General features: G+C 63.0%; 25 protein-coding genes and 2 pseudogenes. 14 read left to right on the top strand and 13 right to left on the bottom strand.

Annotated elements, in window-relative coordinates:
* Positions 1 to 10 precede the first annotated feature (10 nt).
* Positions 11 to 523, top strand: a complete 513-nt coding sequence (locus AYJ54_RS22075; protein ID WP_063702149.1) for an SRPBCC family protein — start codon at positions 11 to 13, stop codon at positions 521 to 523.
* 236 nt (positions 524 to 759) lie between these two features.
* On the opposite strand, the gene AYJ54_RS22070 is transcribed toward AYJ54_RS22075, so the two are convergent.
* From AYJ54_RS22070 to AYJ54_RS22045, 7 genes and pseudogenes are all read right to left on the bottom strand, one after another.
* Positions 760 to 1,203, bottom strand: coding sequence for a hypothetical protein (locus AYJ54_RS22070; protein WP_063702147.1), 444 nt, complete (start codon positions 1,201 to 1,203; stop codon positions 760 to 762).
* Between the two features lie 2 nt (positions 1,204 to 1,205).
* Positions 1,206 to 1,574 carry a Cif family virulence factor gene (locus AYJ54_RS22065; protein ID WP_063702142.1) on the bottom strand — a complete coding sequence of 123 codons (369 nt, stop codon included), beginning with the start codon at positions 1,572 to 1,574 and terminating at the stop codon, positions 1,206 to 1,208.
* Positions 1,575 to 1,656: 82 nt separating this feature from the next.
* Positions 1,657 to 2,124 carry a MarR family winged helix-turn-helix transcriptional regulator gene (locus tag AYJ54_RS22060; RefSeq protein WP_063702140.1) on the bottom strand — a complete coding sequence of 156 codons (468 nt, stop codon included), beginning with the start codon at positions 2,122 to 2,124 and terminating at the stop codon, positions 1,657 to 1,659.
* Between the two features lie 27 nt (positions 2,125 to 2,151).
* The gene (locus AYJ54_RS22055; RefSeq protein WP_063702139.1) at positions 2,152 to 3,762 is read right to left on the bottom strand and encodes an acyl-CoA synthetase; all 1,611 of its coding nucleotides are present in this window, start codon (positions 3,760 to 3,762) and stop codon (positions 2,152 to 2,154) included.
* Between the two features lie 224 nt (positions 3,763 to 3,986).
* Positions 3,987 to 4,136 (bottom strand): annotated as a pseudogene (locus AYJ54_RS47535) (alpha/beta fold hydrolase); the annotation flags it as partial.
* Positions 4,137 to 4,266: 130 nt separating this feature from the next.
* On the bottom strand, positions 4,267 to 4,722 hold the full coding sequence (locus tag AYJ54_RS22050; RefSeq protein WP_063702137.1) for a GatB/YqeY domain-containing protein: 456 nt from the start codon (positions 4,720 to 4,722) through the stop codon (positions 4,267 to 4,269).
* Positions 4,723 to 4,755: 33 nt separating this feature from the next.
* A complete protein-coding gene (locus AYJ54_RS22045; protein ID WP_063702135.1) occupies positions 4,756 to 5,484 on the bottom strand; it encodes an alpha/beta fold hydrolase in 729 nt (242 codons plus the stop codon).
* A 146-nt stretch (positions 5,485 to 5,630) separates the two neighbouring features.
* Here AYJ54_RS22045 and carA point away from each other — a divergent pair, with 146 nt between their 5' ends.
* Together carA and AYJ54_RS22035 are read left to right on the top strand one after the other, a co-directional pair.
* Positions 5,631 to 6,821, top strand: a complete 1,191-nt coding sequence (gene carA, locus AYJ54_RS22040; RefSeq protein WP_063702133.1) for a glutamine-hydrolyzing carbamoyl-phosphate synthase small subunit — start codon at positions 5,631 to 5,633, stop codon at positions 6,819 to 6,821.
* A 211-nt stretch (positions 6,822 to 7,032) separates the two neighbouring features.
* The gene (locus AYJ54_RS22035; protein ID WP_063702131.1) at positions 7,033 to 7,554 is read left to right on the top strand and encodes a cupin domain-containing protein; all 522 of its coding nucleotides are present in this window, start codon (positions 7,033 to 7,035) and stop codon (positions 7,552 to 7,554) included.
* Between the two features lie 90 nt (positions 7,555 to 7,644).
* Here the strand turns inward: AYJ54_RS22035 and AYJ54_RS22030 are convergent, their stop codons facing one another.
* Positions 7,645 to 8,169, bottom strand: coding sequence for a Dps family protein (locus tag AYJ54_RS22030; RefSeq protein ID WP_063702129.1), 525 nt, complete (start codon positions 8,167 to 8,169; stop codon positions 7,645 to 7,647).
* 114 nt (positions 8,170 to 8,283) lie between these two features.
* Here AYJ54_RS22030 and AYJ54_RS22025 point away from each other — a divergent pair, with 114 nt between their 5' ends.
* The gene (locus tag AYJ54_RS22025; RefSeq protein ID WP_063702127.1) at positions 8,284 to 8,988 is read left to right on the top strand and encodes a class I SAM-dependent methyltransferase; all 705 of its coding nucleotides are present in this window, start codon (positions 8,284 to 8,286) and stop codon (positions 8,986 to 8,988) included.
* Between the two features lie 418 nt (positions 8,989 to 9,406).
* Here AYJ54_RS22025 and AYJ54_RS22020 read toward each other — a convergent pair whose 3' ends face one another.
* Positions 9,407 to 9,778 carry an ArsR/SmtB family transcription factor gene (locus AYJ54_RS22020; RefSeq protein ID WP_063702250.1) on the bottom strand — a complete coding sequence of 124 codons (372 nt, stop codon included), beginning with the start codon at positions 9,776 to 9,778 and terminating at the stop codon, positions 9,407 to 9,409.
* Between the two features lie 110 nt (positions 9,779 to 9,888).
* Here AYJ54_RS22020 and AYJ54_RS22015 point away from each other — a divergent pair, with 110 nt between their 5' ends.
* From AYJ54_RS22015 to greA, 3 genes are all read left to right on the top strand, one after another.
* Positions 9,889 to 11,058: an MFS transporter gene (locus tag AYJ54_RS22015; RefSeq protein WP_063702125.1), complete on the top strand. Its 1,170-nt coding sequence runs from the start codon at positions 9,889 to 9,891 to the stop codon at positions 11,056 to 11,058.
* Between the two features lie 142 nt (positions 11,059 to 11,200).
* Positions 11,201 to 14,665, top strand: coding sequence for a carbamoyl-phosphate synthase large subunit (gene carB / locus AYJ54_RS22010; protein WP_063702123.1), 3,465 nt, complete (start codon positions 11,201 to 11,203; stop codon positions 14,663 to 14,665).
* A 206-nt stretch (positions 14,666 to 14,871) separates the two neighbouring features.
* Positions 14,872 to 15,345: a transcription elongation factor GreA gene (greA, locus tag AYJ54_RS22005; RefSeq protein ID WP_063702121.1), complete on the top strand. Its 474-nt coding sequence runs from the start codon at positions 14,872 to 14,874 to the stop codon at positions 15,343 to 15,345.
* A gap of 320 nt (positions 15,346 to 15,665) precedes the next feature.
* Here greA and AYJ54_RS22000 read toward each other — a convergent pair whose 3' ends face one another.
* The gene (locus tag AYJ54_RS22000; RefSeq protein ID WP_027534298.1) at positions 15,666 to 16,145 is read right to left on the bottom strand and encodes an Lrp/AsnC family transcriptional regulator; all 480 of its coding nucleotides are present in this window, start codon (positions 16,143 to 16,145) and stop codon (positions 15,666 to 15,668) included.
* A 267-nt stretch (positions 16,146 to 16,412) separates the two neighbouring features.
* Between AYJ54_RS22000 and trxB the strand changes: the two genes are divergently transcribed.
* From trxB to AYJ54_RS50780, 5 genes are all read left to right on the top strand, one after another.
* The gene (trxB, locus tag AYJ54_RS21995) at positions 16,413 to 17,378 is read left to right on the top strand and encodes a thioredoxin-disulfide reductase (RefSeq protein WP_063702120.1); all 966 of its coding nucleotides are present in this window, start codon (positions 16,413 to 16,415) and stop codon (positions 17,376 to 17,378) included.
* Between the two features lie 5 nt (positions 17,379 to 17,383).
* Entirely contained in the window at positions 17,384 to 18,307 is a 924-nt protein-coding gene (locus AYJ54_RS21990) for a LysR family transcriptional regulator (protein WP_027551803.1), read from the top strand.
* 442 nt (positions 18,308 to 18,749) lie between these two features.
* Positions 18,750 to 19,658: a 4-hydroxy-tetrahydrodipicolinate synthase family protein gene (locus tag AYJ54_RS21985; protein ID WP_063702118.1), complete on the top strand. Its 909-nt coding sequence runs from the start codon at positions 18,750 to 18,752 to the stop codon at positions 19,656 to 19,658.
* Positions 19,659 to 19,976: 318 nt separating this feature from the next.
* Positions 19,977 to 20,126, top strand: coding sequence for a hypothetical protein (locus tag AYJ54_RS51345; RefSeq protein WP_201724238.1), 150 nt, complete (start codon positions 19,977 to 19,979; stop codon positions 20,124 to 20,126).
* A 131-nt stretch (positions 20,127 to 20,257) separates the two neighbouring features.
* A complete protein-coding gene (locus AYJ54_RS50780) occupies positions 20,258 to 20,404 on the top strand; it encodes a hypothetical protein (RefSeq protein WP_161491885.1) in 147 nt (48 codons plus the stop codon).
* Between the two features lie 79 nt (positions 20,405 to 20,483).
* Here AYJ54_RS50780 and AYJ54_RS21980 read toward each other — a convergent pair whose 3' ends face one another.
* Together AYJ54_RS21980 and AYJ54_RS21975 are read right to left on the bottom strand one after the other, a co-directional pair.
* The gene (locus tag AYJ54_RS21980; protein ID WP_063702116.1) at positions 20,484 to 21,161 is read right to left on the bottom strand and encodes a ParA family protein; all 678 of its coding nucleotides are present in this window, start codon (positions 21,159 to 21,161) and stop codon (positions 20,484 to 20,486) included.
* A gap of 524 nt (positions 21,162 to 21,685) precedes the next feature.
* Positions 21,686 to 22,039 carry a hypothetical protein gene (locus tag AYJ54_RS21975; RefSeq protein ID WP_063702114.1) on the bottom strand — a complete coding sequence of 118 codons (354 nt, stop codon included), beginning with the start codon at positions 22,037 to 22,039 and terminating at the stop codon, positions 21,686 to 21,688.
* Positions 22,040 to 22,637: 598 nt separating this feature from the next.
* Between AYJ54_RS21975 and AYJ54_RS21970 the strand changes: the two genes are divergently transcribed.
* On the top strand, positions 22,638 to 23,576 hold the full coding sequence (locus tag AYJ54_RS21970) for an AEC family transporter (RefSeq protein WP_063702112.1): 939 nt from the start codon (positions 22,638 to 22,640) through the stop codon (positions 23,574 to 23,576).
* A 196-nt stretch (positions 23,577 to 23,772) separates the two neighbouring features.
* On the top strand, positions 23,773 to 25,014 hold the full coding sequence (locus tag AYJ54_RS21965; RefSeq protein WP_063702110.1) for a serine protease: 1,242 nt from the start codon (positions 23,773 to 23,775) through the stop codon (positions 25,012 to 25,014).
* A 421-nt stretch (positions 25,015 to 25,435) separates the two neighbouring features.
* Here the strand turns inward: AYJ54_RS21965 and AYJ54_RS21960 are convergent.
* Positions 25,436 to 26,415, bottom strand: a pseudogene (locus AYJ54_RS21960) (catalase family peroxidase).
* Positions 26,416 to 26,736: the final 321 nt, after the last annotated feature.

Raw genomic sequence — 26,736 nt, 5'->3', positions numbered from 1 at the left:
CTGTACGACCATGGACATCAACCACTTCAAGCCGCTGACGGTCTACACCATCTACATCGCCTCCACACCCGAGAAGGTCTGGGAGGCGCTGACCACGGCGGAGTTCAGCCGGAAGTATTTCTTCGGCAATGCGGTCGAGGTCGAGCCGCGGCTCGGCGGCGCCTTCATTGTGCGCACGCCGGACGGAGCATTGCACATCAGCGGCGAAGTCCTCGCATACGATCCGCCGCGAAAACTCTCCGTCACCTTCAACGTCAACTGGCCCGACCTGATCGAGAAGCTTGGACCGACGCTCGTGACCTACGAGATCGAGCAGGTCGGCGACGCGGTCCGGCTCACCATGAGCGAGGGCCACGACCGGCCGCTCAGCGACGACATCCTGGCCGGCGGCCGCTCGGGTTGGCCTGCGATCCTCTCCAACCTCAAAAGCGTGCTCGAGACCGGCAAGCCGCTGGTCGTCAAGCTCGGCCCGCCGCAGCGGATGCTGGATGCGCTCAAGGCGATGGGGATCAAGACGCCGTAGCGGCTCCAAGCTGAGTCGTCGTCCCGGACAAGCGAACGAAGTGAGCGCCGATCCGGGAACCATAACCACAGGGAGTGGTTCGGCGAAGACTCGCAACCCAGATCTCGCGCCACAACTACTCCCTGGGGTTATGGCCTTCGCCGGGACGACGCTGGAGATTGTTACGGCACTGGCACCACCAAGCGGCGATAGAGATGCCAGGTCGCATGCCCGAGCACGGGCAGCGCCGGCGCTTGTCAGGAGCGCCACGCGAGCAGAAGCGCCACGCCAAGATTGGCCACGAACAGAGCCGCGTCGATGACGAAGATCCTGAGCATCGGGCCCTTCAACACCGGCCAATACGCCACCCCGACACGTCCGCCGCGCATCAGGACCGGAAGGTTATAGGCGAACTGGCTGAAGTGGCAGGCGGCAAAAAACAGGAACAGTACAAGCTGCGCCTCGACCGGTTGGAAGAAGGGCGGACGAGCGGCCAGAAGATAGAGCGACAAGAGCCCGATCGGCAGATTGATCCCACCCAGGAACGCCACGCTGGCCGCCAAGGTCGGCGCGATCGGATTGCTGCGCTCTTCGCCCGGCAGCAGTATCTTCAACGTATTGCGCTGGGCAACGCTGAACTGGATGAAGGCGCCGCCGAACCAGAGCGCGTTGAGGAGCAGAACGAAGTCCGAAAGGTGCATGGCTATTTTCCGTAGAAGGCTTCGCTGCGCACCACACGGCCGGCATCGTCGAAGTCCATGAACTCGCTGGCGCGGGTGTCGTCCAGTTGCCACCACACCGTCAGTCGCGCGATCGTGTCGTCCCAGCTCCAATTGAGGATCTTCAGGTCGGCGCTTTCGACACCGCCATAGGCTTTCCGCCAGTAGACGCGGATGTTCTCGGCGCCTGTGACGATGGGGGAATCGGTCAGCTTCAGCGCCAGAGGACTGCGCACCTCCGCATTGTCGGCAAGGTGCGCGACGACCGCGTCGATATCGACCCTGCACCAGTTCGCGCACCACGCCGCGACAAAGCGTTCGGCGGCTGCGCGATTCATGACCTGTCCGCTCATGACGTGGACCCTCCCCTTACTTTGTTGCAGGGAGAGTGGCAAAGCTCGCCTTTCATGTCAACTATATTGACCTGAGAAGTCGTCAGTTGTTGTCGGCGATGGTCTCCATGACGGCCATCCATGCGGCCGCACCCGACGTCCCGACGCGATCGAACGCCTCGCGCAGGGCCTTGCGCTCGTGGTCCGATGCCCTTTGTTCGACGCGTTGCCCCGCCTCCGTCAGGCGCAACAGTTTCGAGCGATGCTGCTCGGGCGACCGCTTCGAGGTCAGGAGCTTGCGCTCCAGCAACAGATTGAGCGGCCGGTTCAAGGCCTGCTTGGAAATGCCGAGGATCTCGATCAACGAGCCGATCGCGATATCGGGCCGGCGCGCCACCACGTAGAGGATACGATGGTGCGGGCGCGACAGGCCGAGCTTCGCAAGATACGCGTCGGCCTCCAGCGTCATCCCGCGCCAGCCGTAATACATGAGCTCCAGCGCCGCATCGAGATCGTGCAGCTTCTTGAGTGAGGCGCGGTGAAGCCCCGCGGCTTGAGACGTCTTTGGCATGATCTGACTGCGTCGAATTGAAAGAACCTATCCCCTCGCACGCAACTCGCGCCGCAGCACCTTGCCGGTGGCGGTCATCGGCAGCGTCTCCGCGAATTCGACGAAGCGCGGATATTCGTGAGCGGCAAGTTGCACCTTGACGAACTCCTGGATCTCGCGCGCGAGTGCGTCGCTTGCCGCAAAGCCAGGGCGCAGCACGATCCAGGCCTTGATCGATTCGGTGCGGATCGGATCGGGAATGCCGACCACCGCCGCCATCGCCACCGATGGATGCTTCATCAGCGTATGCTCGATCTCGGACGGGCCGACGCGATAGCCGGCGGTGGTGATGACATCGTCCTCGCGGCTGACGTACCAGAAATAGCCGTCCTCATCCTGCACGCCGAGATCGCCGGTGAGCAGGAATTCGCCGGCATATTTCTTCGCCGTCGCCTCGGGATTGCGCCAGTATTCGAGCATCGTGCACGGGCACGGCTGGCGCACGCCGATGATGCCGCGCTGACCGCGCGGCACTTCCTCGCCCTTGTCGGTGACGATGCGGACATCGAAGCCCGGCGTCGCCTTGCCCATGGAACCCGGTCGGATCGGAAACAGGTTCGAGTTGCTGCCGATCACGAGATTGCATTCGGTCTGGCCGAACACCTCGTGCGCATCGATGCCGAAGGTTTCGCGCACCCAGCCGAGCAGTTCGCCGCCGAGGGATTCGCCGCCGGTGAAGATGCTGCGCAGCTTCACGCCCGGATGCTTCACGCCGGCCTGCCGCATCAGCTTCAGCGCCGTCGGCGGCAGGAAGACGTTGCGCACGCCGAGATCGGCCATCATCTGCATCGCCGCCTGCGGCTCGAATTTTCGCGCGCGGTGACCGACCAGCGGAATGCCGTGATACCAGAACGCGAACAGGCCGTTGACGAGCCCGCCGATCCAGGCCCAGTCCGCCGGCGTCCACATCAGATCACCGGGGCGCGGCAGGAAGTTGTGACACATCTCCACATTCGGCAGATGGCCGAGCACGACACGATGGGCGTGCAGCGCGCCCTTGGGATTGCCGGTCGTGCCCGAGGTGTAGATGATCAGCGCGGGATCGTCGGCCGACGTGTCGACGGTCGCGAAGTCCTCGGACGCGGTTTCGATCGCCGACCAGAATGGTTTGGCGCCGGCGTGGACGGCGCCGCTCGTGACGTAGATGTCCTGCAAATAGGGCAGCCGATCGCGGATCTTCGTGAGCTTCTCCCAGCCCGCCTCATCGGTGATGATGGCTCTTGCTTGCGAATTCGACAGGCGGAATTCCAGCGCGTCCTCGCCAAACAGAGCAAACAGCGGGATCGAGATCAGCCCGGAGCGGAACGCAGCCATGTGCGCGATCGGCAGCTCCAGCGACTGCGACAGGAACACCGCGACGCGGTCGCCGCGGATGAGCCCGTCGGCCTTCAGCACGTTGGCGAAACGGCGCGACATCTCCGCGACCTCGTCGAAGGAGGTGCGGGACGTCGTGCCGTTCTCGTCGACATAGATCAGCGCAAGGCGGCCCGTGCCGTCGGCATGGCGGTCGCAGCAGGCCTCCGCCATGTTGAAACGCGACGGGACGTCCCAGCGAAAGTTGCGGTAGAGCTCGTCGTAGGTTGCGGCTTCGGTCAGCATGGCTGCGGGCGTTTCCCTCTTGCGCGGACGGCCGGAGCTTCCTCCATCCACGCGCTTCTTGCTTGACCGCCAGTTTAAGCACGTGGATGCCCGGGACAAGCCCGGGCATGACGATGGGGAAGCATCTCGCCTCTAAGGCGTCATCCCGGGGCGATGCGAAGCATCGAACCCGGAATCTCGAGATTCCGGGTTCGCCCTTTGGGGCCCCGGAATGACCGCGAGAGTTATCGCACCGTCCGGAAGAACGTCCTGACCTCGCCGACAAACAGCTCGGGCTGCTCGAATGCGGCGAAATGCCCGCCCTTCTCCATCTCGCGCCAATACGTGATGTTGGGAAAGTTCGGCTCCATCCAGCGCCGGACCGGCGTGATGATCATCGGTTGCCTCCCAGTGTCTTCGTCATTCCGGGGCGCGCGAAGCGCGAGCCCGGAATCCATTGATCAACGGATTCGGCGGCGCGATGGATTCCGGGTTCGACGCTTCGCGTCGCCCCGGAATGACGAGCTATCCGGTGAGCGCCGCCTTCACCAGGCCGCTGGCTTTGCCAAAATCCATCTGGCCGGTGTACTTCGCCTTCAGCGCCGCAATCACCTTGCCCATGTCCTTCATGCCGACCGCGCCGGTCTCGGCGATCACGTCCGAAATCGCCTTCTTCACGTCGTCATCCGACATCTGCTTCGGCAGGTATGCCGAGATCACCGCGATCTCCTCGCGCTCCTGGGCGGCGAGCTCGGCGCGGCCGCCCTTGTCGTAGAGCTCGACCGCCTCCTGGCGCTGCTTGATCATCTTCTGCAGCACGCCGAGCAGGTCGGCGTCCGATAGCGGCGGCTTGCCATTGCCGCGCGCCTCGATGTCGGCGTTCTTGATGGTCGAGTTGACCATGCGCAGCGTCGAGAGCTTGCGCTCGTCCTTGGCCTTCATGGCCTCCTTGACCGCATTGTTGATGTCGTCGCGCATCATGGCCGTGATCCCTTCAAATATCTGTCGCCTGATCTAGGCCGTTCGCGCCCCCGAGACAACCGGGCCCCTCAGCCATTCGACCAGCGCCTGCGCCGTCGCCTCGGGCTGTTCCGGCTGCGGCAGGTGTCCGCAATTGCTGAGCACGACGAGCTTGGCACCGGCAATGCCCTCCGCCATCTCCTTCGAGAGCGCGTTCGGGATGGTGTTGTCCTGATCGCCGGTCAGCACCAGCGTCGGGCATCGGATTGTTGCAAGCGTCGGCCGCGAGTCCACCCGCGCGATGATCGCGGTCTGCTGCCTGATGTACCCGTCGACGCCGACGTCCTCGCCCTGCGCATGCACGAGCTGGCGCAGCTTGGCGTCGTCGCGACGCGAAGGATGCACCAGTTCAGGAAACATCTCCTCGCGCGCTGCGCGCAGTTCGCCGCGCCGCGCCCGTTCCATCAGGCCGCGCCGGCGTGCAGTCGCCTCCGGCGTGTCGGGCCGCGCCTGGGTGCTGATCAAAGCGAGCTTCACCACCCGTTCGGGCGCCTGCCGCATGATCTCGAAGGCGATGTAGCCGCCCATGGAGTGGCCAGCGAGCGCAAAACGCGGTGGCGCTTCGCTGAGAATGCGCTCGCCGATCGCCGTCATGCTGTCGTCACGGATGTGGTTGGCGACCGTCACCGGGCCGAACGGCCAGAGTGCCGGGATCACCGGCGCGTAGATCCGGGCCGAGGAGGCCAGTCCCGGAACCAGCACAATCGGGGTCGTCTGGTCCATTATTGCCTCGCAAGCCCAGTAATTTGCCGGAAATTATTCTGCCGAGCTTAAGTGCCTGAGAGGGCCTGTCAAATATGCAAAAACGCATGTGAATCCGCCCTTTCCCGCTTTGACGGGCGCCACTTGCCAGACTATGAAGCGGGCTCATGACACAACCTGACAACGATCCCGCTTGGCCGGACCACAAGCCGACCGCGCTCTTGGTGCTTGCCGATGGCACGGTGCTCGAAGGCTTTGGTCTCGGCGCCGAAGGCCACGCCGTCGGTGAAGTCTGCTTCAACACCGCGATGACCGGCTATGAGGAGATCCTGACCGATCCCTCCTATGCCGGCCAGATCATCACCTTCACCTTCCCGCATATCGGTAACGTCGGCACCAACGACGAAGACATCGAGACGGTGAACATGGCCGCGACGCCCGGCGCGCGCGGCGTGATCCTGCGCACCGCGATCACCGATCCCTCGAACTATCGTGCGACCAGGCACCTCGACGCCTGGCTCAAGGCCCGCGGCATCATCGGCCTCTCCGGCATCGACACCCGCGCGCTGACCGCGCTGATCCGCAGCAAGGGCATGCCGAACGCCGTGATCGCGCATTCGAAGAGCGGCACGTTCGACCTGCACGGCCTCAAGGAAGAGGCGCGCGAATGGCCTGGGCTCGAGGGCATGGACCTCGTGCCGATGGTCACCTCCGGCCAGCGCTTCACCTGGGACGAGACGCCCTGGCTGTGGGACAAGGGTTTTGGCCGGCAGGAGAATCCGGAGTTCAACGTCGTCGCCATCGACTACGGCATCAAGCGCAACATCCTGCGCCTGCTCGCCGGCGTCGGCTGCAAGGTGACGGTGGTGCCGGCGACGACCTCGGCCGAAGACATCCTGGCGATGAAGCCCGACGGCGTGTTCCTGTCCAACGGACCGGGCGATCCGGCTGCGACCGGCAAATATGCTGTGCCGGTGATCCAGGACGTGATCAAGTCGGGCACGCCGACCTTCGGCATCTGCCTCGGTCACCAGATGCTCGGCCTCGCCGTCGGCGCCAAGACCAAGAAGATGCATCAGGGCCACCACGGCGCCAACCACCCCGTGAAGGATGAGACCACCGGCAAGGTCGAGATCACCTCGATGAACCACGGCTTCGCGGTGGACCAGGCGACGCTGCCGGAGGGCGCGACGCAAACACACATCTCGCTGTTCGACGGCTCCAATTGCGGCATCCAGCTCGACGGCAGGCCGGTGTTCTCGGTGCAGTATCACCCCGAAGCGTCGCCGGGCCCGCGCGACTCGCACTATCTGTTCCAGCGCTTCGCGGACCTGATGCGGCAGAAGAAGAGCGCGTAAGGCGCTCTCTCGATAAGTCGATTCCACAACGTCATGCCCGGGCTCGTCCCGGGCATTTTCGTTTTTGGTTGCGGGCCGTCATTCCGGGACGCGCGACTTGTCCGCCGAAGCTCGAAGAGCGAAGGCGCCCCGGAGTGATGGAGTGGCAACGGAAGGAACGTCATCTCTCGCGATCGGTTGATCTCTGCTACTCTCACGCAGGAGCCCCGCGATGCCTGTCGTCCGCGACAATGCCGAACCACTCGCCATCGTCTTCGAGGACGACGGGCTCGTGCCGAACAACATCCTCCCCTTCCTGGTCTATCAGGGCGCAGTCACGCTCGACCCGAAGCATCCCGAGGAAACCATCGAGAATCTGTTCGGTGCAAACGGCTGGGGCGGCACGTGGCGCAACGGCGTCTACGACTATCTGCACTATCATTCGACCGTGCATGAGGTGCTCGGCGTTGCGCGCGGCCACGCCCGCGTCCGCTTCGGCGGCGATCACGGCCAGGAGCTGGAGATCAGGGCCGGCGATGTCGCGATCCTTCCCGCCGGCACCGGGCATCAATGCATCGGGGCCAGCGACGATTTCTGCGTGATCGGTGCCTATCCGCCGGGCGCGAACATGGAGATCACGCGGGCAACGCCGGAGAACCACGCCAAGGCGCTGAAGACGATTCCCGCCGTGAAGCTACCGCCTGCCGATCCCGTCACCGGCAAGGATGGAGCGCTGATGCGGCTGTGGCGGTAACCGCAACTCGCGCCTCATACACGGTGTCGTCCCGGACAAGCAAGCGTAGCGAGCGCTGATCCGGGACGACATTGTTGAAGCGACGAGAAACTACGCCGCGTTGCTGCCTTCCTGGCGGGTGGCTTCGAACAGGAACCAGGTGCGGCGCTCGGTCTCGTCGATGAAGTTTTCGAGGATGCTCGCGCTCGCGACATCGCCGGCCTCGTCGCACACCTCATGCGCCTTGCGCATGGCGGCGGCGACGTGCTTATTGTCCTGCATCAATTCGCGCAGCATCTCACGCGGCGGGACGTAGTCCTCGTTGTTGTCCTTGATGGTCTGGAGCTTTGCGACCTGGCCAATCGACTTCAGCGTGGTGCCGCCGATCTTGCGGACGCGCTCGGCAAGCTGGTCGGTGGTGGCGAAGATCTGGTCCGACTGCTCGTCAAGCAGCAGGTGGTAGTCGCGGAAATGCCGCCCGCTGATGTGCCAGTGGAAATTCTTGGTCTTGAGATAGAGCGCGAACGCGTCGGCCAGAAGCACGTTGAGCGCCTGCGAAACCTTGTTGACCGCCTGGGGCGACAGATCGGTGGGAGTGTCGAGGTCGGGCGAGACCTTGTTGTTGGCTTTGCTCACGGGAAACCTTCCTGTTAGGACGCGGACATTGACGGCGCGCCGTCGCACCCCTAACGCAAGGCGGGCAGCGCCGGTTCCTGCGCAGGAACCGTTTGGCCGGGACCTTCAGATACCATGGACGATTGGATCGATTATTACGACTCCACGCATACGATCTATGTCAGCAAGCTGCATCGCGATTTGCACTTCCAGATCATTGCGCGCGACATCCTCAGCTACATCTCCTCGCCCGAGGCGACCGTGCTGGACTATGCCTGCGGCGAGGCGCTGTCGGCCGCTCAGGTGGCATCCGCCTGCGGCAAGCTGATCCTGGCCGAGCCCGCGCCCGGCGTCCGCGGCCGGCTGATCGCGCGATTTGCCCCGAACACGAAGATCCGCGTCCGCTCGCTCGAGGACGTGAAAAAGATGCAGGAGCAATCCGTCGACCTCGCCGTCATGAATTCGGTCGCGCAATACATGTCGCCCGAGGAGCTCGATTCCGCGCTTCTCAACATCCGGCGGCTCTTGAAGCCATCCGGCAGGCTGGTGCTCGGCGACATCCTTCAGCCGAATGTCGGCATGGGACGGGACGTGATGGCACTGCTCAGCTTCGGGCTACGTCACGGCTTCTTGAAAGACGCGCTGATCGGGCTGATCAGCACCGCACTGTCGGACTACCGTCATCTGCGATCGCGCATCGGGCTACAGCGCTACAGCGAGGATGAAATCACAGCCAAGCTGAGTGCGGCGGGGTTCGCTGTCCAGCGGGCCCACACCAATATCGGCCACAACCGCTGGCGCATGACCTTCGTCGCACGGCCGCCATTGGTGCGCGGTTAGGGTTAACGAGTGGCTGCGGTGGCTTGCCGCCCCGCGATCGGCGATGATCGAGACGGCCCGGTGGCGGAAGCGTCTACGCGAGGGCGGTGCATCGCTCTTTATCCTGGTTCAAATCCAGGCCGGGTCTCCACGCTTCGCCCCGACGGGGCTACGCGTGGCGCAGCCACGCTAGACCGACGCGGCAAAGCGTGTCCGGCGTAGCTTGAGCGAAGCGAAAGCGTAGACGGACTGGATCTCGCCGTAGCTCGAGGGCTTTCGCGGCCGTCCAACCAAAATCTCGAAAACAACCCCATGCAAAGTAGCCTGCTACGGCCGGGTGATGTCTCGCTGCATGTTGCGAAGGCATTGAAACGACGGGCAAATCAGCGGCCGACGCGCAAGTTCGCCGACGATCAGGCGAATCTCATCTCATCAAGCTTCAATCCACGCCGGCCACATCGCACTCGGGAACAAGCTGAAGCCGATCGGCATCCCTGGCTGCGGAGTTGATCACGGCATCGAGCAAGCCCGGGAAGCGCGCGTCCAGATCCTCGCGGCGGAGCCTCGTCATGCGGCTGGTGCCGACGATACGGGTCTGCGTCAGTCCGCATTCGCGCAGCTTGGCGAAGTGATAGGCGAGGTTCGACTTGGCCCCGAGCCCGCTGAAGTCGCCGCAGCGCAGTTCGCTGCTGACACGTTCTTGCTGGGCGAGCTGGTAGACGATCGCGAGCCGGATCGGATCGCTCAGGCAATCCAGAACCATCGGCAGCTCGATCTGCTCACGGGTGGGGTGGAGGGGCGTGCGGCTCATATCCGGGATCATAATGCGACGGCGACGATGTTCAATAGTTCTTGAACCAATTGACACTGAAACCTGCTCGAACAATAGTTCAATAAACTTTGAACATAGGAATATATCCCATGAGCGTGCTCTGGCTGGCCTTGGCCGCATTCGCGATCGGCACGGAAGGCTTTGTTATTGCGGGGCTTTTGCCGGCGATCGCCACTGATCTGGGGATTTCGGTCTCCGCCGCCGGGCAGTTGGTCACCACTTACGCCCTCACTTATGCGGTCGGTTCGCCGATCCTCGCCGTAACGCTGAACAACATCGACCGCCGCACGGTGCTGGCACTCGCGCTGTCGACCTTCATCGCCGGCAACCTCGCCGCAGTCGTGGCCTCGGGCTACGCCCTGCTGCTGGCATCGCGAATGCTAATGGCACTGGGTGCCGGGCTTTGCATGCCGACGGCGCTCGCCGTGTCCGTTGCGGTTGCCTCGCCCGAGCGGCGCGGCCGGGCGGTGGCGTTGGTCACCTCCGGCATCTCGGTCGCGACTGTCGTCGGCGTTCCCCTCGGCAACCTCGTCGGCAGCCTGTTCGGCTGGCGGGCGACCTTTGCCATGGTCGCCCTGCTCGGCGCCGTCGCGCTCGCAGGCCTGCTACTCGGCCTGCCCCGCGGGCTGCCGCGCAATACGGCCTCGCTCACTGAGCGGCTGGCCGTGGCTCGTCACGGCAACGTCCTGATTGCGCTCGTCATCACCATCCTGTGGGCGCTCGGCGGCTTCACCGTCTTCACCTATTTCGCTGTCCCGCTGAAAAGCCTCGGTTTCGACGCCTCCAGGATCAGTCTTGCGCTGCTGGTGTTCGGCGGGGCGGCCGCGATCGGGAACATGCTCGGCGGCGTCCTGGCCGACCGGCTCGGCACGCTGGCCACCGCAGGGCTCGGGCTCGCGGGCATGGCGACAGCCCTGATCCTGCATTCGGTGGTCCTGAAATTGATGCCTGACCAGGCGTATTACGCGGTGCTGGGCGCGATCTTCCTGTGGGGCATCTCGGGCTGGGCGTTCTATCCGGCTCAGCTCGCCAGCATCATCCGGATCGAACCGCAGGCCTCGATGATCGCACTCTCGCTGAATGCCTCGGCGATGTATCTCGGCTTCGCCATCGGCGGAGCGCTCGGCGGCGTGGTGCTTGCGGCGCTCTCGCCAACCGATCTCGGCTGGGTCGGCGGATCGAGCGTTGCGGCGTCGCTTCTGGTGCATCTCGCCCGGAGCTGGCAGGCCCGGCCAAAACCCGTGAAAATTGCCGGTTGATGGGCATTTTTCGGGGTTTCGCCGCCCCAAAAACTGGTCTATGACCCACCCGCGCGCGAGGGAACCCCCGCGCTCTCGGCTCAAGGGGACGCGCGGCGAGCGCGCCCTTTTTTTGTGCCTAAATTCCAGCCCGCGAGCGGTGATGCCCAAACGAACCGACATCTCGACCATCCTGATCATCGGCGCCGGTCCCATCGTGATCGGCCAGGCCTGCGAATTCGACTATTCCGGCACCCAGGCCTGCAAGACGCTGAGGGAAGAGGGCTACCGCATCGTCCTCGTCAATTCCAACCCGGCCACGATCATGACCGACCCGGAATTGGCCGATGCGACCTATATCGAGCCGATCACGCCGGAGATCGTCGCCAAGATCATCGAGAAGGAACGCCACGTCGTCCCCGGCGGCTTCGCGCTGCTGCCGACCATGGGCGGCCAGACCGCGCTGAACTGCGCGCTCTCGCTGCGCAAGCAGGGCACGCTGGACAAGTTCGACGTCGAGATGATCGGCGCGACCGCGGACGCGATCGACAAGGCCGAGGACCGTCAGCTCTTCCGCAACGCCATGGAGAAGATCGGGCTCCAGACGCCGAAGTCGCGGCTCGCCAACGCCTCGGCGCTGAAGAAGTCCTATCGCGACAAATACGTCGCCGAACGCGAGAAGCTGTCGGGCCACGCGCTTGAGGAGCTCGACCGACAGTGGTCGCTCGGCGAGAACGAACGCCGCAAGCACTATCAGCAGCATGCGCTCGGCGAAGCGCTGATGGCACTGTCCGAGATCGGACTGCCCGCGATCATCCGGCCTTCCTTCACGCTTGGCGGCACCGGCGGCGGCATCGCCTACAACAAGGAAGAATTCCTCGACATCATCGAGCGCGGCCTCGATGCGTCCCCCACCAACGAAGTCCTGATCGAGGAATCCGTTCTCGGCTGGAAAGAGTTCGAGATGGAGGTGGTGCGCGACAAGAAGGACAATTGCATCATCGTCTGCTCGATCGAGAACTTCGATCCGATGGGCGTGCACACCGGCGACTCCATTACCGTCGCGCCGGCGCTGACGCTGACGGACAAGGAATACCAGATCATGCGCGACGCCTCACTGGCGGTGCTGCGCGAGATCGGGGTGGAGACCGGCGGCTCCAACGTGCAGTTCGGCATCAACCCGGCCGACGGCCGCATGGTCGTGATCGAGATGAATCCGCGCGTGTCGCGCTCCTCGGCGCTGGCCTCGAAGGCAACGGGCTTCCCGATCGCCAAGGTCGCGGCCAAGCTCGCGATCGGCTACACGCTGGACGAGATCGCCAACGACATTACCGGCGGCGCGACACCGGCTTCGTTCGAGCCGACGATCGATTACGTGGTGACGAAGATCCCGCGTTTCGCCTTCGAGAAATTCCCGGGCGCCTCCTCCACGCTGACCACCTCGATGAAATCGGTCGGCGAAGTCATGGCGATCGGCCGCACGTTCCAGGAGAGCCTCCAGAAGGCCCTGCGCGGGCTCGAGACCGGTCTCACCGGCCTCGACGAGATCGAGATCGAGGGCCTCGGCCACGGCGACGACAAGAATGCGATCCGCGCGGCGCTCGGCACCCCGACGCCGAACCGGCTGTTGCAGGTCGCGCAGGCGATGCGGCTCGGCTGGTCCAACGAGGATATCTTCAACTCCTGCAAGATCGACCCGTGGTTCCTTGCCGAGATGCGCGTCATCGTCGACATGGAAGCCAAGATCAAGAAGAACGGCCTTCCGTCCAACGCCTTCGGCATGCGCAGCCTGAAGGCGATGGGCTTCTCGGACGCGCGGCTCGCCGTGCTCTCGGAAACCACGGAGGCCGAGGTCACGGCGAAGCGCCACGCGCTCGGCGTTCGTCCCGTGTTCAAGCGCATCGACACCTGCGCGGCCGAGTTCGCTTCGCCCACCGCCTATATGTACTCGACCTATGAGGCGCCATTCGCGGGCGCAGTTGCGGACGAGAGCGCGCCGTCGGACAAGAAAAAGGTCATCATCCTCGGCGGCGGCCCGAACCGCATCGGCCAGGGCATCGAGTTCGACTATTGCTGCTGCCACGCCTGCTTCGCGCTGCATGACGCTGGCTACGAATCCATCATGATCAACTGCAACCCGGAAACGGTGTCGACCGACTACGACACCGCCGACCGGCTCTATTTCGAGCCGCTCACCGCCGAGGACGTGCTGGAGATCATCGCGACCGAGCGCAGCAAGGGCACGCTGCATGGCGTGATCGTGCAGTTCGGCGGCCAGACGCCGCTGAAGCTCGCGCGTGCGCTGGAGGCGGCCGAAGTGCCGATCCTCGGCACCTCGCCCGACGCGATCGATCTCGCCGAGGACCGCGACCGCTTCAAGCGCGTGCTCGACAAGCTGCGGCTGAAGCAGCCGAAGAACGGCATCGCCTATTCGGTCGAGCAGGCCCGCCTCGTCTCCGCGGATCTCGGCCTGCCGCTGGTGGTGCGTCCGTCCTACGTGCTCGGCGGCCGCGCTATGCAGATCATCCGTGAGGAGAACCAGCTCAACGACTACCTGCTCGGCACGCTGCCGGAGCTCGTGCCGGCCGACGTCAAGGCGCGCTATCCGAACGACAAGACCGGGCAGATCAACACCGTGCTGGGCAAGAACCCGCTGCTGTTCGATCGTTATCTTTCCGACGCCACCGAGGTCGATGTCGATTGTCTCTGCGACGGCAAGGACGTCTTCATCGTCGGCATCATGGAGCACATCGAGGAAGCCGGCATCCATTCCGGCGACTCCGCCTGCTCGCTGCCGCCCTATTCGCTCGATGACAAGATGATCGAGGAGCTGGAGCGGCAGACCCGTGAGCTGGCGCTTGGCCTCGACGTCGTTGGCCTGATGAACGTGCAATACGCCATCAAGGACGGCGATATCTATGTGCTCGAGGTCAACCCGCGCGCCTCGCGCACCGTGCCGTTCGTCGCCAAGGTGATCGGCACGCCGGTCGCGAAGATCGCCGCGCGCATCATGGCCGGCGAGAAGCTCGCCGACTTCAAGCTCAGGAAGCGCGAGCTCAAGCATGTCGGCGTGAAGGAATCCGTGTTCCCGTTCGCGCGCTTCCCCGGCGTCGACACGGTGCTCGGCCCCGAGATGCGCTCGACCGGCGAGGTGATGGGCATCGACAGCTCCTTCGAGGTCGCATTCGCCAAGAGCCAGCTCGGCGGTGGCACGCCGGTACCAGGCAAGGGCACGGTATTCGTCTCGGTGCGCGAGAGCGACAAGCTTCGCATCACCGAGGCGGTGCGCCTGTTGCATTCGCTCGGCTTCAAGGTGTTGGCGACGTCGGGCACGCAGCGCTTCCTCACCGACCAGGGCATTCCGACCGAGAAGGTGAACAAGGTGCTGGAGGGCCGGCCGCACATCGTCGACGCCATCACCAACGGCGACATCCAGCTCGTCTTCAACACCACCGAAGGCCCGCAGGCGCTCGCCGACAGCCGTTCGCTGCGTCGCGCGGCCCTCTTGCATAAAGTGCCGTATTACACCACTCTTTCCGGGGCCGTGGCGGCCGCGCAGGGCATCCGCGCCTATCTGGGCGGGGACCTTGAGGTTCGTACCCTGCAGAGCTATTTTTCGGAAACCTGATCGTTGGTGGGGCGAAGCTTCCGCTAAGCGATTGGCAATGCAGCCACAATGGCCGGAGGAACTGTCCCGCCATGTGGTTGTTCTGTTCCGGCGCCAGACCCACATAACGTTCCGGTGGCTGCGTGTTCAGTCCCGGAAATAGTGTCGAATCATGGCTGCGACGCCCTTTCTTTTCGAGGGCGCGCAGCCGTAGAACGAGAGAAGCGATGGAAAAGGTTCCGATGACTCTGGCCGGTTTTACCGCGCTCGGGGAAGAATTGAAGCAGCGCCAGTCCGTGGACCGTCCGCGGATCATCGAACATATCGCGGAGGCGCGCTCACACGGAGACCTGTCGGAAAACGCGGAATACCACGCCGCGAAGGAAGAGCAGTCCCACAATGAGGGCCGCATCGCCGAGCTCGAGGACAAGCTCGCGCGCGCCGACATCATCGACATCTCGAAGCTGTCCGGCGACACCATCAAATTCGGCGCCACCGTGACGCTGGTCGATGAGGACACCGAGAAGAAGGCGGTGTGGCAGATCGTCGGCGAGGTCGAGGCCGACGCCAAGAAGGGCCGCATTTCCATCACCTCGCCGCTCGCGCGCGCGCTGATCGGCAAGAAGAAGGGCGCCACCGTCGAGGTCAACACGCCTGGCGGCGCCAAGGCCTATGAGATCACCAAGGTGGAGTGGCGGTAATTATTTGCCGTCACGTTTGACGATGATTTGAAAAGGCCGCGCATCGCGCGGCCTTTTTGTTGCGGCGTGTTTCGCGTCGTGAGGCGAGCTTGCGCCCTCACCACGCGTCATTGCGAGCGCAGCGAAGCAATCCAGAATCTTTCCGCGGAGACAGTCTGGATTGCTTCGCTACGCTCGCAATGATGGAGAAGACGGCTAGGCCAACTCGTTCGGGAGAGCCCCTCCCCCTCTCAGCGCGAGCGAAGCTCGTCGCGGCCCCGTCAGAACGGGGAGAGGGAGAGGAACGGCGAATAACGGGGAGACGGAGAAGACAGCAGGTCCTATCTCCGCCCCTTCACATCCAGCGGTACGGCGGCCTCGTATTTCGAATTGTGCAGCACGAGCGAGGTCCGCACGTTGCGCACATGGGGTGCCGCAGTCAGGTGCGTCACGAAATCCTGGAAGGTCGCCATGTCGGGCGCGACGCATTTGAGGATGAAGTCGACTTCGCCCGACAGCATCCAGCACTCGCGCACCAATGGCTCGGCGCGGACGAACTCCTCGAAGGCGCGCAGGTCGGCCTCGGCCTGGCTGGAGAGGTGCACGGCGGCGAACACCGTGACGTCGAAGCCGAGCTTTCGGGCGTCCAGGAGGCCGCGATAGCCGTGGATATAGCCTTCCTCCTCCAGCGCCCGGACGCGGCGCAGGCAGGGCGGCGGCGAAATTCCGACCCGTTTGGCCAGTTCGACATTGGTGATTCGACCGTCGGCCTGAATCTCGGCGAGAATTTTGAGATCGATCTCGTCTAGGTTCCGCGACACGTGATTGGAACTCCTGGCCTAGCGGCGGTATCGGGTGGGTCTGTCGCAATCCTCATAGCCGAGTCCGCATCGGGTGCGCAATTTTATTGCGCGTGCAACGCAATCGAGTTTTGTTCCCTGTTGGAAAAATCCGCCGATTGGGAATGCAATTCTTGCATAGCTCACCAGAAGGCTTAGATTAGCTCTGATATTTCAGCGCCTCCGCGACGCCCTCTTGGCACTTTCCGCGCCCGCGCTGCGAATCCCCCAAGAAAGGCGTCCGTGAAAATGCCCGCCCCTGTCCATGCAAAGGTCGTCATCATCGGCTCCGGCCCCGCCGGCTACGCGGCGGCGATCTACGCCGCGCGTGCGATGCTCGAGCCGATCCTGATCCAGGGCATCCAGCCGGGCGGCCAGCTCACCATCACCACCGACGTCGAGAACTACCCCGGCTTCGCCGACGTGATCCAGGGCCCCTGGCTGATGGAGCAGATGGAGAAACAGGCGCTGCACATGGGCACCCAGATCAAGACCGATCTGGTGACCAAGCTGGAGACCTCCCACCGTCCGTTCCGGCTCACCTGCGACTCCGGCGACGTCTATCTCGCCGATACCGTCATCCTCGCCACCGGCGCCCAGGCGCGCTGGCTCGGCATCCCGTCCGAGGAGACCTTCAAGGGTTTTGGTGTGTCGGCCTGCGCCACCTGCGACGGCTTCTTTTATCGCGGCAAGGAAGTGATGGTGGTGGGCGGCGGCAACACCGCGGTCGAAGAGGCGCTGTTCCTGACCAATTTCGCCTCCCGGGTCACGCTCGTGCACCGCCGTGACCACTTCCGCGCCGAGCGGATCCTTCAGGACCGCCTGTTCAAGCATCCCAAGATCAAGGTGGTCTGGGAGAGCGTCATCGACGAGATCTGCGGCGAGGCCAATCCGGGCAAGGTCACCCATGTCCGCCTCAAGAACGTCAAGACCGGCGCGCTCACCGAGGTGAAAGCCGACGGCGTGTTCATCGCCATCGGACATGCGCCGGCAACCGAGCTCGTGAAGGATCAGGTCAAGCTCAAACCGTCGGGCTATGTCGAGGTCGCCCCGAACTCGACCGCCACCTCGGTGCCCGGCCTGTTCGCCGCCGGCGACGTCGCCGACGAGACCTATCGCCAGGCCGTCACGGCCGCCGGCCTCGGCTGCATGGCAGCGCTCGAAGCCGAACGTTTCTTGGCCCTGCGCGCCAGTGAGCGCGCGGCAGCGGAATGATGACCATGGCTAGAACACGCGACGGATTTACGGACATGGACTGGGACAAGCTGAAGGTGTTTCACGCGGCGGCGGAAGCGGGCAGCTTCACGCATGCGGGAGAACAGCTCGGCCTGTCGCAATCGGCGGTCTCGCGGCAGGTCAGCGCGCTGGAACAGGAGCTCTCGGTTTCGCTGTTCCACCGCCACGCCCGCGGCCTGATCCTCACCGAGCAGGGCGACCTGCTGTTCCGCACCGCGCATGACGTGTTCATGCAGCTCCAGGCCGCGCGTGCGAAATTGACCGACAGCCGCGAGCGGCCGAGCGGCGATCTCAAGATCACCACCACGCCCGGCGTCGGCATCAACTGGCTGATCCCGCGACTCGGCGAATTCACCGCGCTCTATCCGGAGATCCGGATCTCGCTGATCGTCACCGACGAGGAGCTGGATCTGTCGATGCGCGAGGCTGACGTCGCGATCCGCACCCGCAAGCCGACGCAGCCCGATCTCATCCAGCGCAAGCTGTTCGCGATGGGCTTCCACGCCTATTGCTCGCCGGAATACATCAAGCGCTTCGGCACGCCGCGCACGCTGGAGGAGCTCGACTCCCACCGCATCATCACGCTCAGCGACGGCAACTTCGCGCCGCATCTTCAGAACCGCAACTGGCTGATCGAAGCCGGGCGCAACGGCAGCGGTCCGCGCGAAGCGTACTTCAAGGTCAACAACATCCTGGGCCTCGTGCGCGCCTGTCAGCAGGGCCTCGGCATCGCCGCGCTGCCGGATTACCTCGTCGAGGAAAACAGCCGCCTGGTGCAACTGTTCGGCGAGTCGGATTCGATCCAGCTTGATACGTATTTCGTTTATCCCGAAGAGCTGAAGACGGTCGCGCGCGTGCAGGTGTTCCGCGACTTCGTGGTGAGCAAGGCGCAGCGCTGGCCGTCCTGATTTCCGCATGTCTGACATGCGACCTCGGCGGTTGCTGCAAGGCTCAGGGCAAGCCCATAATGTTTGCACGCTGAGCCTTCGCGTTGCGCATTTGTCCCCCTCCTCCAGTGGCGCGGGAGTTCAGTAATCCCTCTTGGAAGGTGATTGTGTCGGCCTCACGTGGCCAATACCTAAGCCGGGCTCATTGGGCCCGGCTTTTTTTCGTCAAATTGGGTATTCGCCCTCCGCGTGTATTGACAGTTCCAGGCATACCCCGCATCATTTGCCAATGATCACGAAGTCGTGCGCAGTTGTCTCGAAAAAAGGCCCCCATCCGGGGACCTCGGAATTTTGCGCGCGCTAGCCAAGCTTCGTCATCGTCGCAATCCCGAAAACCCCGCCACCTGGACGGGGTTTTTTCATGTGCCCTCCGTCTCAGGTCAATCTGACAAGGAGATGGAACATGACCGGTCTACGAGAACATCTGCAAGGGCTCTGGCTGCCGCTGGTGACGCCGTTTCGCGACGGCCGTCTCGACGAGACGTCGCTGCGGCGGCTGACGCGGCACTACACGGCGCAAGCGGTCGACGGCTACATCCTCGGCGCGACCTCCGGCGAAGGCATGACGCTGCGGGACGCCGAGCTCGAACGCCTCGTCGCTACCGTGCGCGACGAGATGGCGGCCGGCCGCCGCACGGTGCCGATCTGCCTTGGCCTCTCCGGCGCGGACACCTCGCGGCTCAAGGATCGGCTCGACGAGACCGCGGACTGGCCGATCGACGGCTATCTGATCGCGAGCCCCTACTACGTGCGGCCGTCGCAGCGCGGATTGCTTGCGCATTTCGAAGCGCTCGCCGATCACGCCGCCTGGCCGCTTGCGCTCTACAACATCCCCTATCGCACCTCGGTCAACGTCACCAACCAGACGCTGCTGCGGCTTGCCGAGCATCCGAACATCGTCGGCCTGAAGGATTGCGGCGCGAGCCGCGAGCAATCGATCGCGCTGCTCCGCGACCGGCCGAAGGGCTTCCGCGTGCTCACCGGCGAGGACGCCAATTATCACGAGGCGCTCACCGACGGCGCCGACGGCGGCATCCTGCTCTCCGCCCATCTCGAGACCGCAGCCTTCGCCGCCATCTACACTGAGCTGAAGCGCGGCAACGCCAGCGCGGCGCTGGCGCGCTGGCAAGACGTCGCGGAGCTGACGCGCCTGTTGTTCGCTGAACCGAGTCCGGCGCCGGCGAAGTACTGGCTATGGCGAACGGGTCTGATCGACAGCCCCGAAGTGCGCCTGCCGATGGTGGAGGTGAGCAGCGAGCTCGCCGCCACACTCGATCACGAGATCGAACGACGGGTGAAAGTCGCGGCGTAGCTCTTCCCTCGCCTCTCCACCGCGCACGCTGCCGTCCCTTCTCCCCTTGTGGGAGAAGGTGGCGCGCACATCGTGCGCGCCGGATGAGGGGTTTAGCTCCGCACACTCACTGCAGCAGATCAGTTCGCGGAGAGAGACCCCTCACCCGTCTCGACGCTCCGCGGCGAGCCACCCTCTCCCACAAGGGGAGAGGGGAAGAAGCGCTCTTGGTTAACCCCACCCCAACCGCCTTCGCAGCCGCGGCATGGCGCGTCCACGTCCCGTTTGCGCAACCGCGCCTATCGTCTTCACCGAAGACCTTCCGAAGGGGGAAAAACCATGGGGCATCGAACCCGGCCTACGGCCGCGCGCCAATTCGCGCCCGCCGATCTCTTGCAGGGAATTCTGGTGGTGTCGTCGTTCGGCTTCTGGGCCGTGATGCTCGGCCTGCTGTCGGTCCTGCTGTTTCGCGTTTGGCTCGTGGGCTGACAAAGGCCCAGCGCGGATGGTTAATCCGCGGGTAGCATCTGTGTTCAAATGCCAACGCAGTTGCGATCCGGAATCTTAAAACCTCTCGCGTATCACCTGGGCCCATAAGCGAAGAAATCGCGGGGGCGTTTGTGAATAGTCAGAACGATATGGCGTCGCATTACGACGCCGGACAGCAAGGCTTTACCACCGAGGACATTCTCTGGTCCGTCGGCATCTGGTCGGTGATCCTGACCCTGTCGCCGGTGATCGTGTTCTACATGCTGATGGTGGCGTAACCCGCCTCCACCGGACTTCGGACACGCAAAACGCGCGGCTTGTCCGCGCGTTTTTCGTCCGGGAAACGCAATAATGAAACTAAGCCGCCTGCTTGTGCATTGCGCCGGATGCCGACGCCGTGCCGCGAATAGCCTTCACTGAACGCTCGATCGCCGCCCACAGCCTCGCAATTTCCTGAGCCGCACGGCTCTCGGCCTGATACTCCCGCGCGCCCTCGCCATGGCTCAGCGCCATCAGGAGGTCGGAACGGTTGGTGATCTGGCCGCCCCACACCGGTGCGCGGAACTTCGCCAGCGCCTCGCGGGCGATGGTGACGATCGGACTCTCGGCGTCATCACGACGGGCCGGCGCACCGTTCAGCACGACCGCGTAGGGCTTGCGCGCCGCGCGGCACATCTGAATCGTTTCCTGCACCGCGTTGACGTCGAACACGCCGGGACGCGCCGGAATGATGACCATGGTCGCGTTCCTGATCGCGTCGTCGACGACGGCCGACAGATTCGGCGGCGTGTCGATCAACACCCATTCATATCCGTCGCGCTTGGCAGCGGAGACGATGCCGCTGACGGAGTTCACTGCTGCCTTGATCGGCGGCTCGTTGGTGCCACGCAGCTTGTGCCACAGCGTGAGCGACCCCTGCGGATCGGCATCGACGAGCAGAATGGGCTTGGTCGCCTTGATCTGCGCGGCAAGATGAGCAGCCAGGGTACTCTTGCCCGAGCCGCCTTTACGCGATGCAAAAACAATAACGTTCATACCTCTGGCCTCCAGATTGACCCCAGACCACGAAAATGAATCACCGCGCTGATTCGTGAAAGAAAAATTTACCGGGAGTTGCGTCGCCGCCACGAAATAACAAGGCGTGTTGGCTTTTGAGTCACACTGCTTCGCGCGACGCGGATACGAACAGCAATGAATCGCCTGTCACACCAGCATTTCGTGCGCTTTTTGAGCAGCAATGCGGGAAAGAGTGGAATGCAACCTCGCCGCGCAAATCCTGATGCGGCTCTTTTCCGCCGATCGCAATGGGTAATTGCTGCAGCCACCCGCGTGGGGCGTGAACAAAAGGAGTCCTTAGGCTGTCGCGAAGCTGATGCCCTGAGTCATTTTGACTGAGGGTCCTCCGCCTCTCCACAATCGGATGAAAGGTCCCACGTTGAATCTCGGGGTGCAGGCATCTCCTCGCCGTCAGGACCAGGCTCCGCGCAAGCGACACCAAAACGCGAATGCCCGGGACAGGCCCGGGCATGTGTCTGCGGATGAGCGGTGCAGCAGGGCGCTCAGGTCTCGTCGGCCTTTTTCTTCTTGCTCGCCTTCGACGCCGGCTTGGTGCTCTTCCTCGCGGTATGCGGCTTGATGTCGGCCGGCCGGCCGGCGCGGACCTCGCCCGGCTCCGGCCCCTGCCGGAAGAACACCCGGCATGGCGGCGAGAGCTGCGCCTTCTTCTGGACCATGCAGGCGGTGATGGCATCGACGTTTGGAACGAACTCGCCGCACAGCCGCATCGCATCCGGCGAGCAGGCCTGCTGCTGTTCGGGAGTGTAGGCGAAGCCAGCGCCGGGCTGGATCAGGATGGCCAGGGCAATCCCGGAGATTGCAGCAGCCAGGGACTTCTCAAAGCGGAACGCCGGCATTGATCCCCCCAAATTGTCTTGTCGGAGGGAATAGTGGGTGAACGCCCGTTCGTTGGCAACCGAGCCCTGATGCGAAAACCGCGACCTGTGCGCTCCGGGCAACAGGCAGTCAGCCCAGCACCGGCCAGACCGGCGGCACCAACGCGCCGAGGCTGGTGGGTCACACCGCATTCTCCGCTGTCGTCACCCGCCTGGCGCGGATGCGCACTGGGGCGGGTGACCCAGTATTCCAGAGACGCCTGAAGTTCCCCGAGGAGCCGCGGCGTACTGGATCCCCCGCCTTCGCGGGGGATGACAGCTGTGTGCGGGGACAAAGTGAAGCGATGCCCGGTAGCCGATCGATCCATCCCGGGCAAGACTCCGCGGTGCGCGGCTAACCCTTTGGAAGAACTGGCGAGATCGGGTGGGGCCTAGAGCTTCGGTGACCGTCCGACAAAAAATGCGAAAACAACCCCATGCAAAGTAGCCAATGGGACCGAAGCGGCTTTTTGCGGATTTTACGAAGCCCCTTTGACATGTCGGGCAAAACAGCGGCATGATGCCATGATCGAGGGCGCGTGGGGGTGGTCAGCGGATATCCCCATGATGTGAGGACCGCATGGCCACCGTGTTGATCGTCGCGCCGGTCTTTGCCCTGATCGCGGCCGGCTATGCGGCGGTGCTGTTTCGCTTCGTCTCCGAGACCGCGCACAAGGGCATTTCCGAATTCGCCTTCAGCATTGCCATCCCGGCCCTGCTGTTCCGCACCATCGTCGTCTCGGAATTCCCGCACCTGAGCGCCTTCCGGATGTGGGGCGCCTATTACGGGGCGCTGGCGATCACCTGGATCGCGGCGCTGGCGCTGTCGGCCCTGCTGCGCGAGGACCGTGAGGACGGCGTGGTCTTCGCGATCGGGTCGGTCTACGGCAACATCGTGATGCTCGGCATTCCGCTCACGCTCTCGGCGCTGGGAAACGAGGCGGCGGGGCCGATGGCGCTGATCCTGTCGGTGAACACGCCGCTGCTCTGGCTCTGCGGCACGCTGCAAATGGAATGGACCGGTCGCAAGCAGACGGGCTCGGCCCTGTCGATCATTCTGCCGGTGCTGCTGGATCTTTCGCGCAACCCGATCATGCTGGCGATCGGCTTCGGCCTCGTCTGGCGCTTCACCGGCTTTGGCCTCAATCCCGTCGTCGACAGGACGATCGAGCTACTCGCGCAGGCGGGATCGCCCGCAGCGCTGATCGCGCTCGGCATCAATCTGTTCCGCTTCGAGGTCAAGGGCGAGAAGCTCGGCATCGTCGTCATGTGCGCGCTAAAACAGCTGGCGATGCCGGCGGCCGCCTTCCTGCTGGCAAAGCTCTTGGACCTGCCGCCGCTAGCGGCCGGCGTGGTCGTGCTGTTCGCGGCGATGCCGACCGGTGCGAACGCGTATATCTTTGCGGTTCAGTATCAGCGGCTGGTGAACCCGGTGTCGGGAGCGGTTGCGCTGGGCACGCTGCTGGCGGCGGCGACGTTACCGGTGGTGGTGGTGGTGATCGTGGCGGGGTTGAATTAGGGCGTGTACTGATAAGACAATGTCGGCTCCTGAGGGTCGAGCGGAAATCCTCTGATCGGTTGGAGCATTGCTGCTAGTGACCCGCAGCGGATTTTCTGCCGACATCGAATTGAGCTTGAGGTGCGCTCAAAGCGGTAGTTGAACTGGGTCCTATCTTCGACCAAGATTTGTTATCCGCACCTTGGGATGACCTGCGATGGAGCAAGAAGCCAGCAACACGAGCGGCGACAGGGAGACTAAGACGGAGAGGCTCGCGCTGGATTGGGAGCGCCTTCGGTTCGACCGGAAGAAAGCCGCGATAGAGTTTCGGCTGAAACGTGAAGAACTGGCGGGCGCTCGAGACAAAGAATGGAAAGAGTTGCTTGCCAACCCATTCACCCTCGCGATCGTGGGTGGTTTCATCACCGTCATGAGTACAATTATCTCAAATCATCTCACCGCATCTGCAAACGTTGAGCTTGAAGGTACCAAGGCACAGCTCGCCGCAAGGGCCGAGACCGCCAAAGCAGAGGCGGCAGCGCAAGCCGCAAAGCAGGCGCTTCAGGCTGATCTCATAAAAAAGTTTGTTGAAAGTCCGAAAACCCAAACGGTACGAGACAATCTTAAATTCCTGGTCGACGCTGGCTTGTTGCCGGACTATGCAGCGAAAATCAGTGCGTACCTCAAGAATAATCCCGATGCCGCCCCCCAGGTAGGAACTACATCTGAGCCGCGTCCTCCGGTGATCGGCGGAACCCTAAACTCTGGCGTGGCTTGGCCTTGGTTAGTTGGGTTAAAATTGACCGGAGCTCCCGTTGCCACGCTCTTTTGTCAGGGCACGGTAATTGGTCCGCACACGGTACTAACGGTTGCCCACTGCGTTTCTGGCTTTAACGGGTCAACCCCTGCGGTTTCGATAGTGCTTGCAAACGCAGAGGGAACCAAAAAAGAGGTACAGGTTGCGAAGGTTTTTGTGCATCCGTCGTTCTCGACGGATCCAGTACCGCGGAACAACATCGCTATCCTCGACCTAAAAGAGTCATTGCCGCCCCCATACGTGACGCTATCGCGAGCGAAAGCAACTGACCCAGCCCCTGGGACTGTAGTGATGGTTGCAGCAATAGCCTCAAAGGACTTTGCTTTCTTAGAAGCCCAAATTCCCATTGTTGAAGACAAGGTGTGCTTGGCGAGTATGAGTAAGGATATTGATCCGACTAGCAACGTATGTGCTGGCTTTGCAGCTGGCGGAGTTGACTCTTGCCAGGGGTCAAGCGGAGGACCGCTCGCCGCCGTTGATAAAGCGGGCCGCAAGTATCAGATTGGAATTACGAGTTGGGGTGAAGATTGCGCAAAGCCAAATAAGTATGGCGTCTATACTCGCGTCTCGGCATTTACGGATTGGATAAAGCAAGTCGTTCCTGATTTGCCAACCGACACTAGTGTCGCGTCGAAGCCGTAATCAGGACGCAGTGGTCGCATTTCTATGGATTACGTTGCAATTTGGAAGACGGTATGACCGGCGCGTCACCGCTTCTGGCCCATCGGCGACCCCCGGCAATGTCTGCTTTTGTACCGCTGTTGAGGATGAGCGGACATCTGGGCCGCCCAAATTAAGCGCTTGAGTTATGAGTACACGCCCCTAGCTAGTTTAGGGCGTGTACTCATAAGACAATGTCGGCTCCTGGGGGCCGAGCGGAAATCTTCTGATCGGTTGGAGCATTGCTGCTAGTGATCCAGAGCAGTCGATTGGTTTGCTCAGGCGAACATTAGTTCTTGATGAAGATCCTGCATCATTGGAGAGGACAGGCACAGAACGGGTACCCCGAACGCGAACGTGACGACGTTACTTCCATGGTTCTGACCACGGCATACCCTGATGGTCAGGGATTGCGCCGCGAGAACGAAACAGCATATGCGGCACCGCGGATGTCAATCAGCGGATCATCGGACTGCTCGATTCCATCGGTGAGCTGTCCCGGTAGAAACAGTAATCTTTTCTGGGCCTCGACACTGTTCGCTGCTGCCCTGTCGATCGTCAGCACTCCAAGCTCTACCACCTTACGATTGTCGGGCCAGGGCTTCGCCGGATCCTTCGTGGAATCGTCCGCCGCAGCGAGTTGTGCCTTGTAGTGAAAAATCACCGGTCCCCGCTTCAGGCGTTCTGGCAACTCTTCCATCAAGAAGTCCGGTGCTCGTTTCGCAGCGTCAGACTTATCCAGATGAACGACGTTCTCGGGCAGCATCTGATAACGGACCGCCTGCCTCTCACCCGCTTTGTTGACGAAAACGAACGCATCAATGCCGAAGTATTCTTCGTCGGCGAAGCTGTCTGGCGTGGCCACGGTGCTGAAGGCGGCAGGAACCGAGGGGTGGCTCGCCGCGAACTGTTCGGATTTCGTCGGCTTGGTAGCACTCGGCGGGCTCTCCGACAGCGCCAATAGCAGGTCGCGAAACTCTTCGCCCGTAGACACAGGGAAGAACTTGAGGGAATTGATCACAATGTCGGTGTCGCTGCCGTCCGGCAGATGGAACTTCACAGCCATCCCGTGCGGGTTGGCGTCTTTGGACCCATCCGGCAGGTTCGGTACCCCGTGGAATCCGAGAAGCGCACCGTCACGGGGATCGTGCCGCCGTTGAAAAGGGCCGCTCGGCTTAGCTCTGCGGCTTCCGGAGATGCTTTGAAACTACCCTCGACCACGATGCCTTTAGCATGATTGGCACGAAATCCGGGATGTACCCCGAATACCTTGTTCATTGCATTGACGAGCTGTTCCTCGAGGGGCTGGTCTTGCGCCAGTGCAACGACGGGCAAGGCAAAACCCAACCCAACTAGCGCAGCAACGACTGTGCGGTTTGTCATAGGGGACCTCCTATGTAAGGCGCAAGCAGTATAGCACCAAGAAGCTGGCCTATGGGCGAGTTCAGTCTCGGCATGAGTCAGTCAGCGGAGCGCATTGCGCCGGCGAGGCGATGGAATAGGTAGAGTGCACTGGCCCACCGGCGACCTCCGGCGATGTCCGCTCCTGTGCCGCTGTTGAGGGATGAGCGGACATCTGGGCCGCCGAAATTAAGCGCTTGAGTGATGAGTACACGCCCTAGCTAGTCCGCGGACTAGGGTCCAGACTCAATTGATCCAATAGGCGACGATGGCTGCGATGTGGACGGCAGCCAAGAAGTTTCT

The sequence above is a fragment of the Bradyrhizobium centrolobii genome (assembly GCF_001641635.1).
Taxonomy (GTDB): domain Bacteria; phylum Pseudomonadota; class Alphaproteobacteria; order Rhizobiales; family Xanthobacteraceae; genus Bradyrhizobium; species Bradyrhizobium centrolobii.
Note: the sequence above shows the minus strand (reverse complement) of the source record. Positions and strands in the feature narration are given on the sequence as shown.

What these genes read in the sequence shown, in the direction of transcription:
- AYJ54_RS21970 (WP_063702112.1), top strand. Translation starts at nt 22,638, where the DNA reads ATGGCCACCGTGTTGATCGTCGCGCCGGTCTTTGCCCTGATCGCGGCC.
- AYJ54_RS22050 (WP_063702137.1), bottom strand. Translation starts at nt 4,722, where the DNA reads ATGATGCGCGACGACATCAACAATGCGGTCAAGGAGGCCATGAAGGCC.
- AYJ54_RS22060 (WP_063702140.1), bottom strand. Translation starts at nt 2,124, where the DNA reads ATGCCAAAGACGTCTCAAGCCGCGGGGCTTCACCGCGCCTCACTCAAG.
- AYJ54_RS21980 (WP_063702116.1), bottom strand. Translation starts at nt 21,161, where the DNA reads ATGAACGTTATTGTTTTTGCATCGCGTAAAGGCGGCTCGGGCAAGAGT.
- AYJ54_RS22070 (WP_063702147.1), bottom strand. Translation starts at nt 1,203, where the DNA reads ATGCACCTTTCGGACTTCGTTCTGCTCCTCAACGCGCTCTGGTTCGGC.
- AYJ54_RS21990 (WP_027551803.1), top strand. Translation starts at nt 17,384, where the DNA reads ATGGCTAGAACACGCGACGGATTTACGGACATGGACTGGGACAAGCTG.
- AYJ54_RS21965 (WP_063702110.1), top strand. Translation starts at nt 23,773, where the DNA reads ATGGAGCAAGAAGCCAGCAACACGAGCGGCGACAGGGAGACTAAGACG.
- trxB (WP_063702120.1), top strand. Translation starts at nt 16,413, where the DNA reads ATGCCCGCCCCTGTCCATGCAAAGGTCGTCATCATCGGCTCCGGCCCC.
- AYJ54_RS22020 (WP_063702250.1), bottom strand. Translation starts at nt 9,778, where the DNA reads ATGAGCCGCACGCCCCTCCACCCCACCCGTGAGCAGATCGAGCTGCCG.
- AYJ54_RS22065 (WP_063702142.1), bottom strand. Translation starts at nt 1,574, where the DNA reads ATGAGCGGACAGGTCATGAATCGCGCAGCCGCCGAACGCTTTGTCGCG.
- AYJ54_RS51345 (WP_201724238.1), top strand. Translation starts at nt 19,977, where the DNA reads ATGGGGCATCGAACCCGGCCTACGGCCGCGCGCCAATTCGCGCCCGCC.
- AYJ54_RS22075 (WP_063702149.1), top strand. Translation starts at nt 11, where the DNA reads ATGGACATCAACCACTTCAAGCCGCTGACGGTCTACACCATCTACATC.
- AYJ54_RS22055 (WP_063702139.1), bottom strand. Translation starts at nt 3,762, where the DNA reads ATGCTGACCGAAGCCGCAACCTACGACGAGCTCTACCGCAACTTTCGC.
- AYJ54_RS21975 (WP_063702114.1), bottom strand. Translation starts at nt 22,039, where the DNA reads ATGCCGGCGTTCCGCTTTGAGAAGTCCCTGGCTGCTGCAATCTCCGGG.
- AYJ54_RS22015 (WP_063702125.1), top strand. Translation starts at nt 9,889, where the DNA reads ATGAGCGTGCTCTGGCTGGCCTTGGCCGCATTCGCGATCGGCACGGAA.
- AYJ54_RS22045 (WP_063702135.1), bottom strand. Translation starts at nt 5,484, where the DNA reads ATGGACCAGACGACCCCGATTGTGCTGGTTCCGGGACTGGCCTCCTCG.
- greA (WP_063702121.1), top strand. Translation starts at nt 14,872, where the DNA reads ATGGAAAAGGTTCCGATGACTCTGGCCGGTTTTACCGCGCTCGGGGAA.
- AYJ54_RS22025 (WP_063702127.1), top strand. Translation starts at nt 8,284, where the DNA reads ATGGACGATTGGATCGATTATTACGACTCCACGCATACGATCTATGTC.
- carA (WP_063702133.1), top strand. Translation starts at nt 5,631, where the DNA reads ATGACACAACCTGACAACGATCCCGCTTGGCCGGACCACAAGCCGACC.
- carB (WP_063702123.1), top strand. Translation starts at nt 11,201, where the DNA reads ATGCCCAAACGAACCGACATCTCGACCATCCTGATCATCGGCGCCGGT.
- AYJ54_RS21985 (WP_063702118.1), top strand. Translation starts at nt 18,750, where the DNA reads ATGACCGGTCTACGAGAACATCTGCAAGGGCTCTGGCTGCCGCTGGTG.
- AYJ54_RS22035 (WP_063702131.1), top strand. Translation starts at nt 7,033, where the DNA reads ATGCCTGTCGTCCGCGACAATGCCGAACCACTCGCCATCGTCTTCGAG.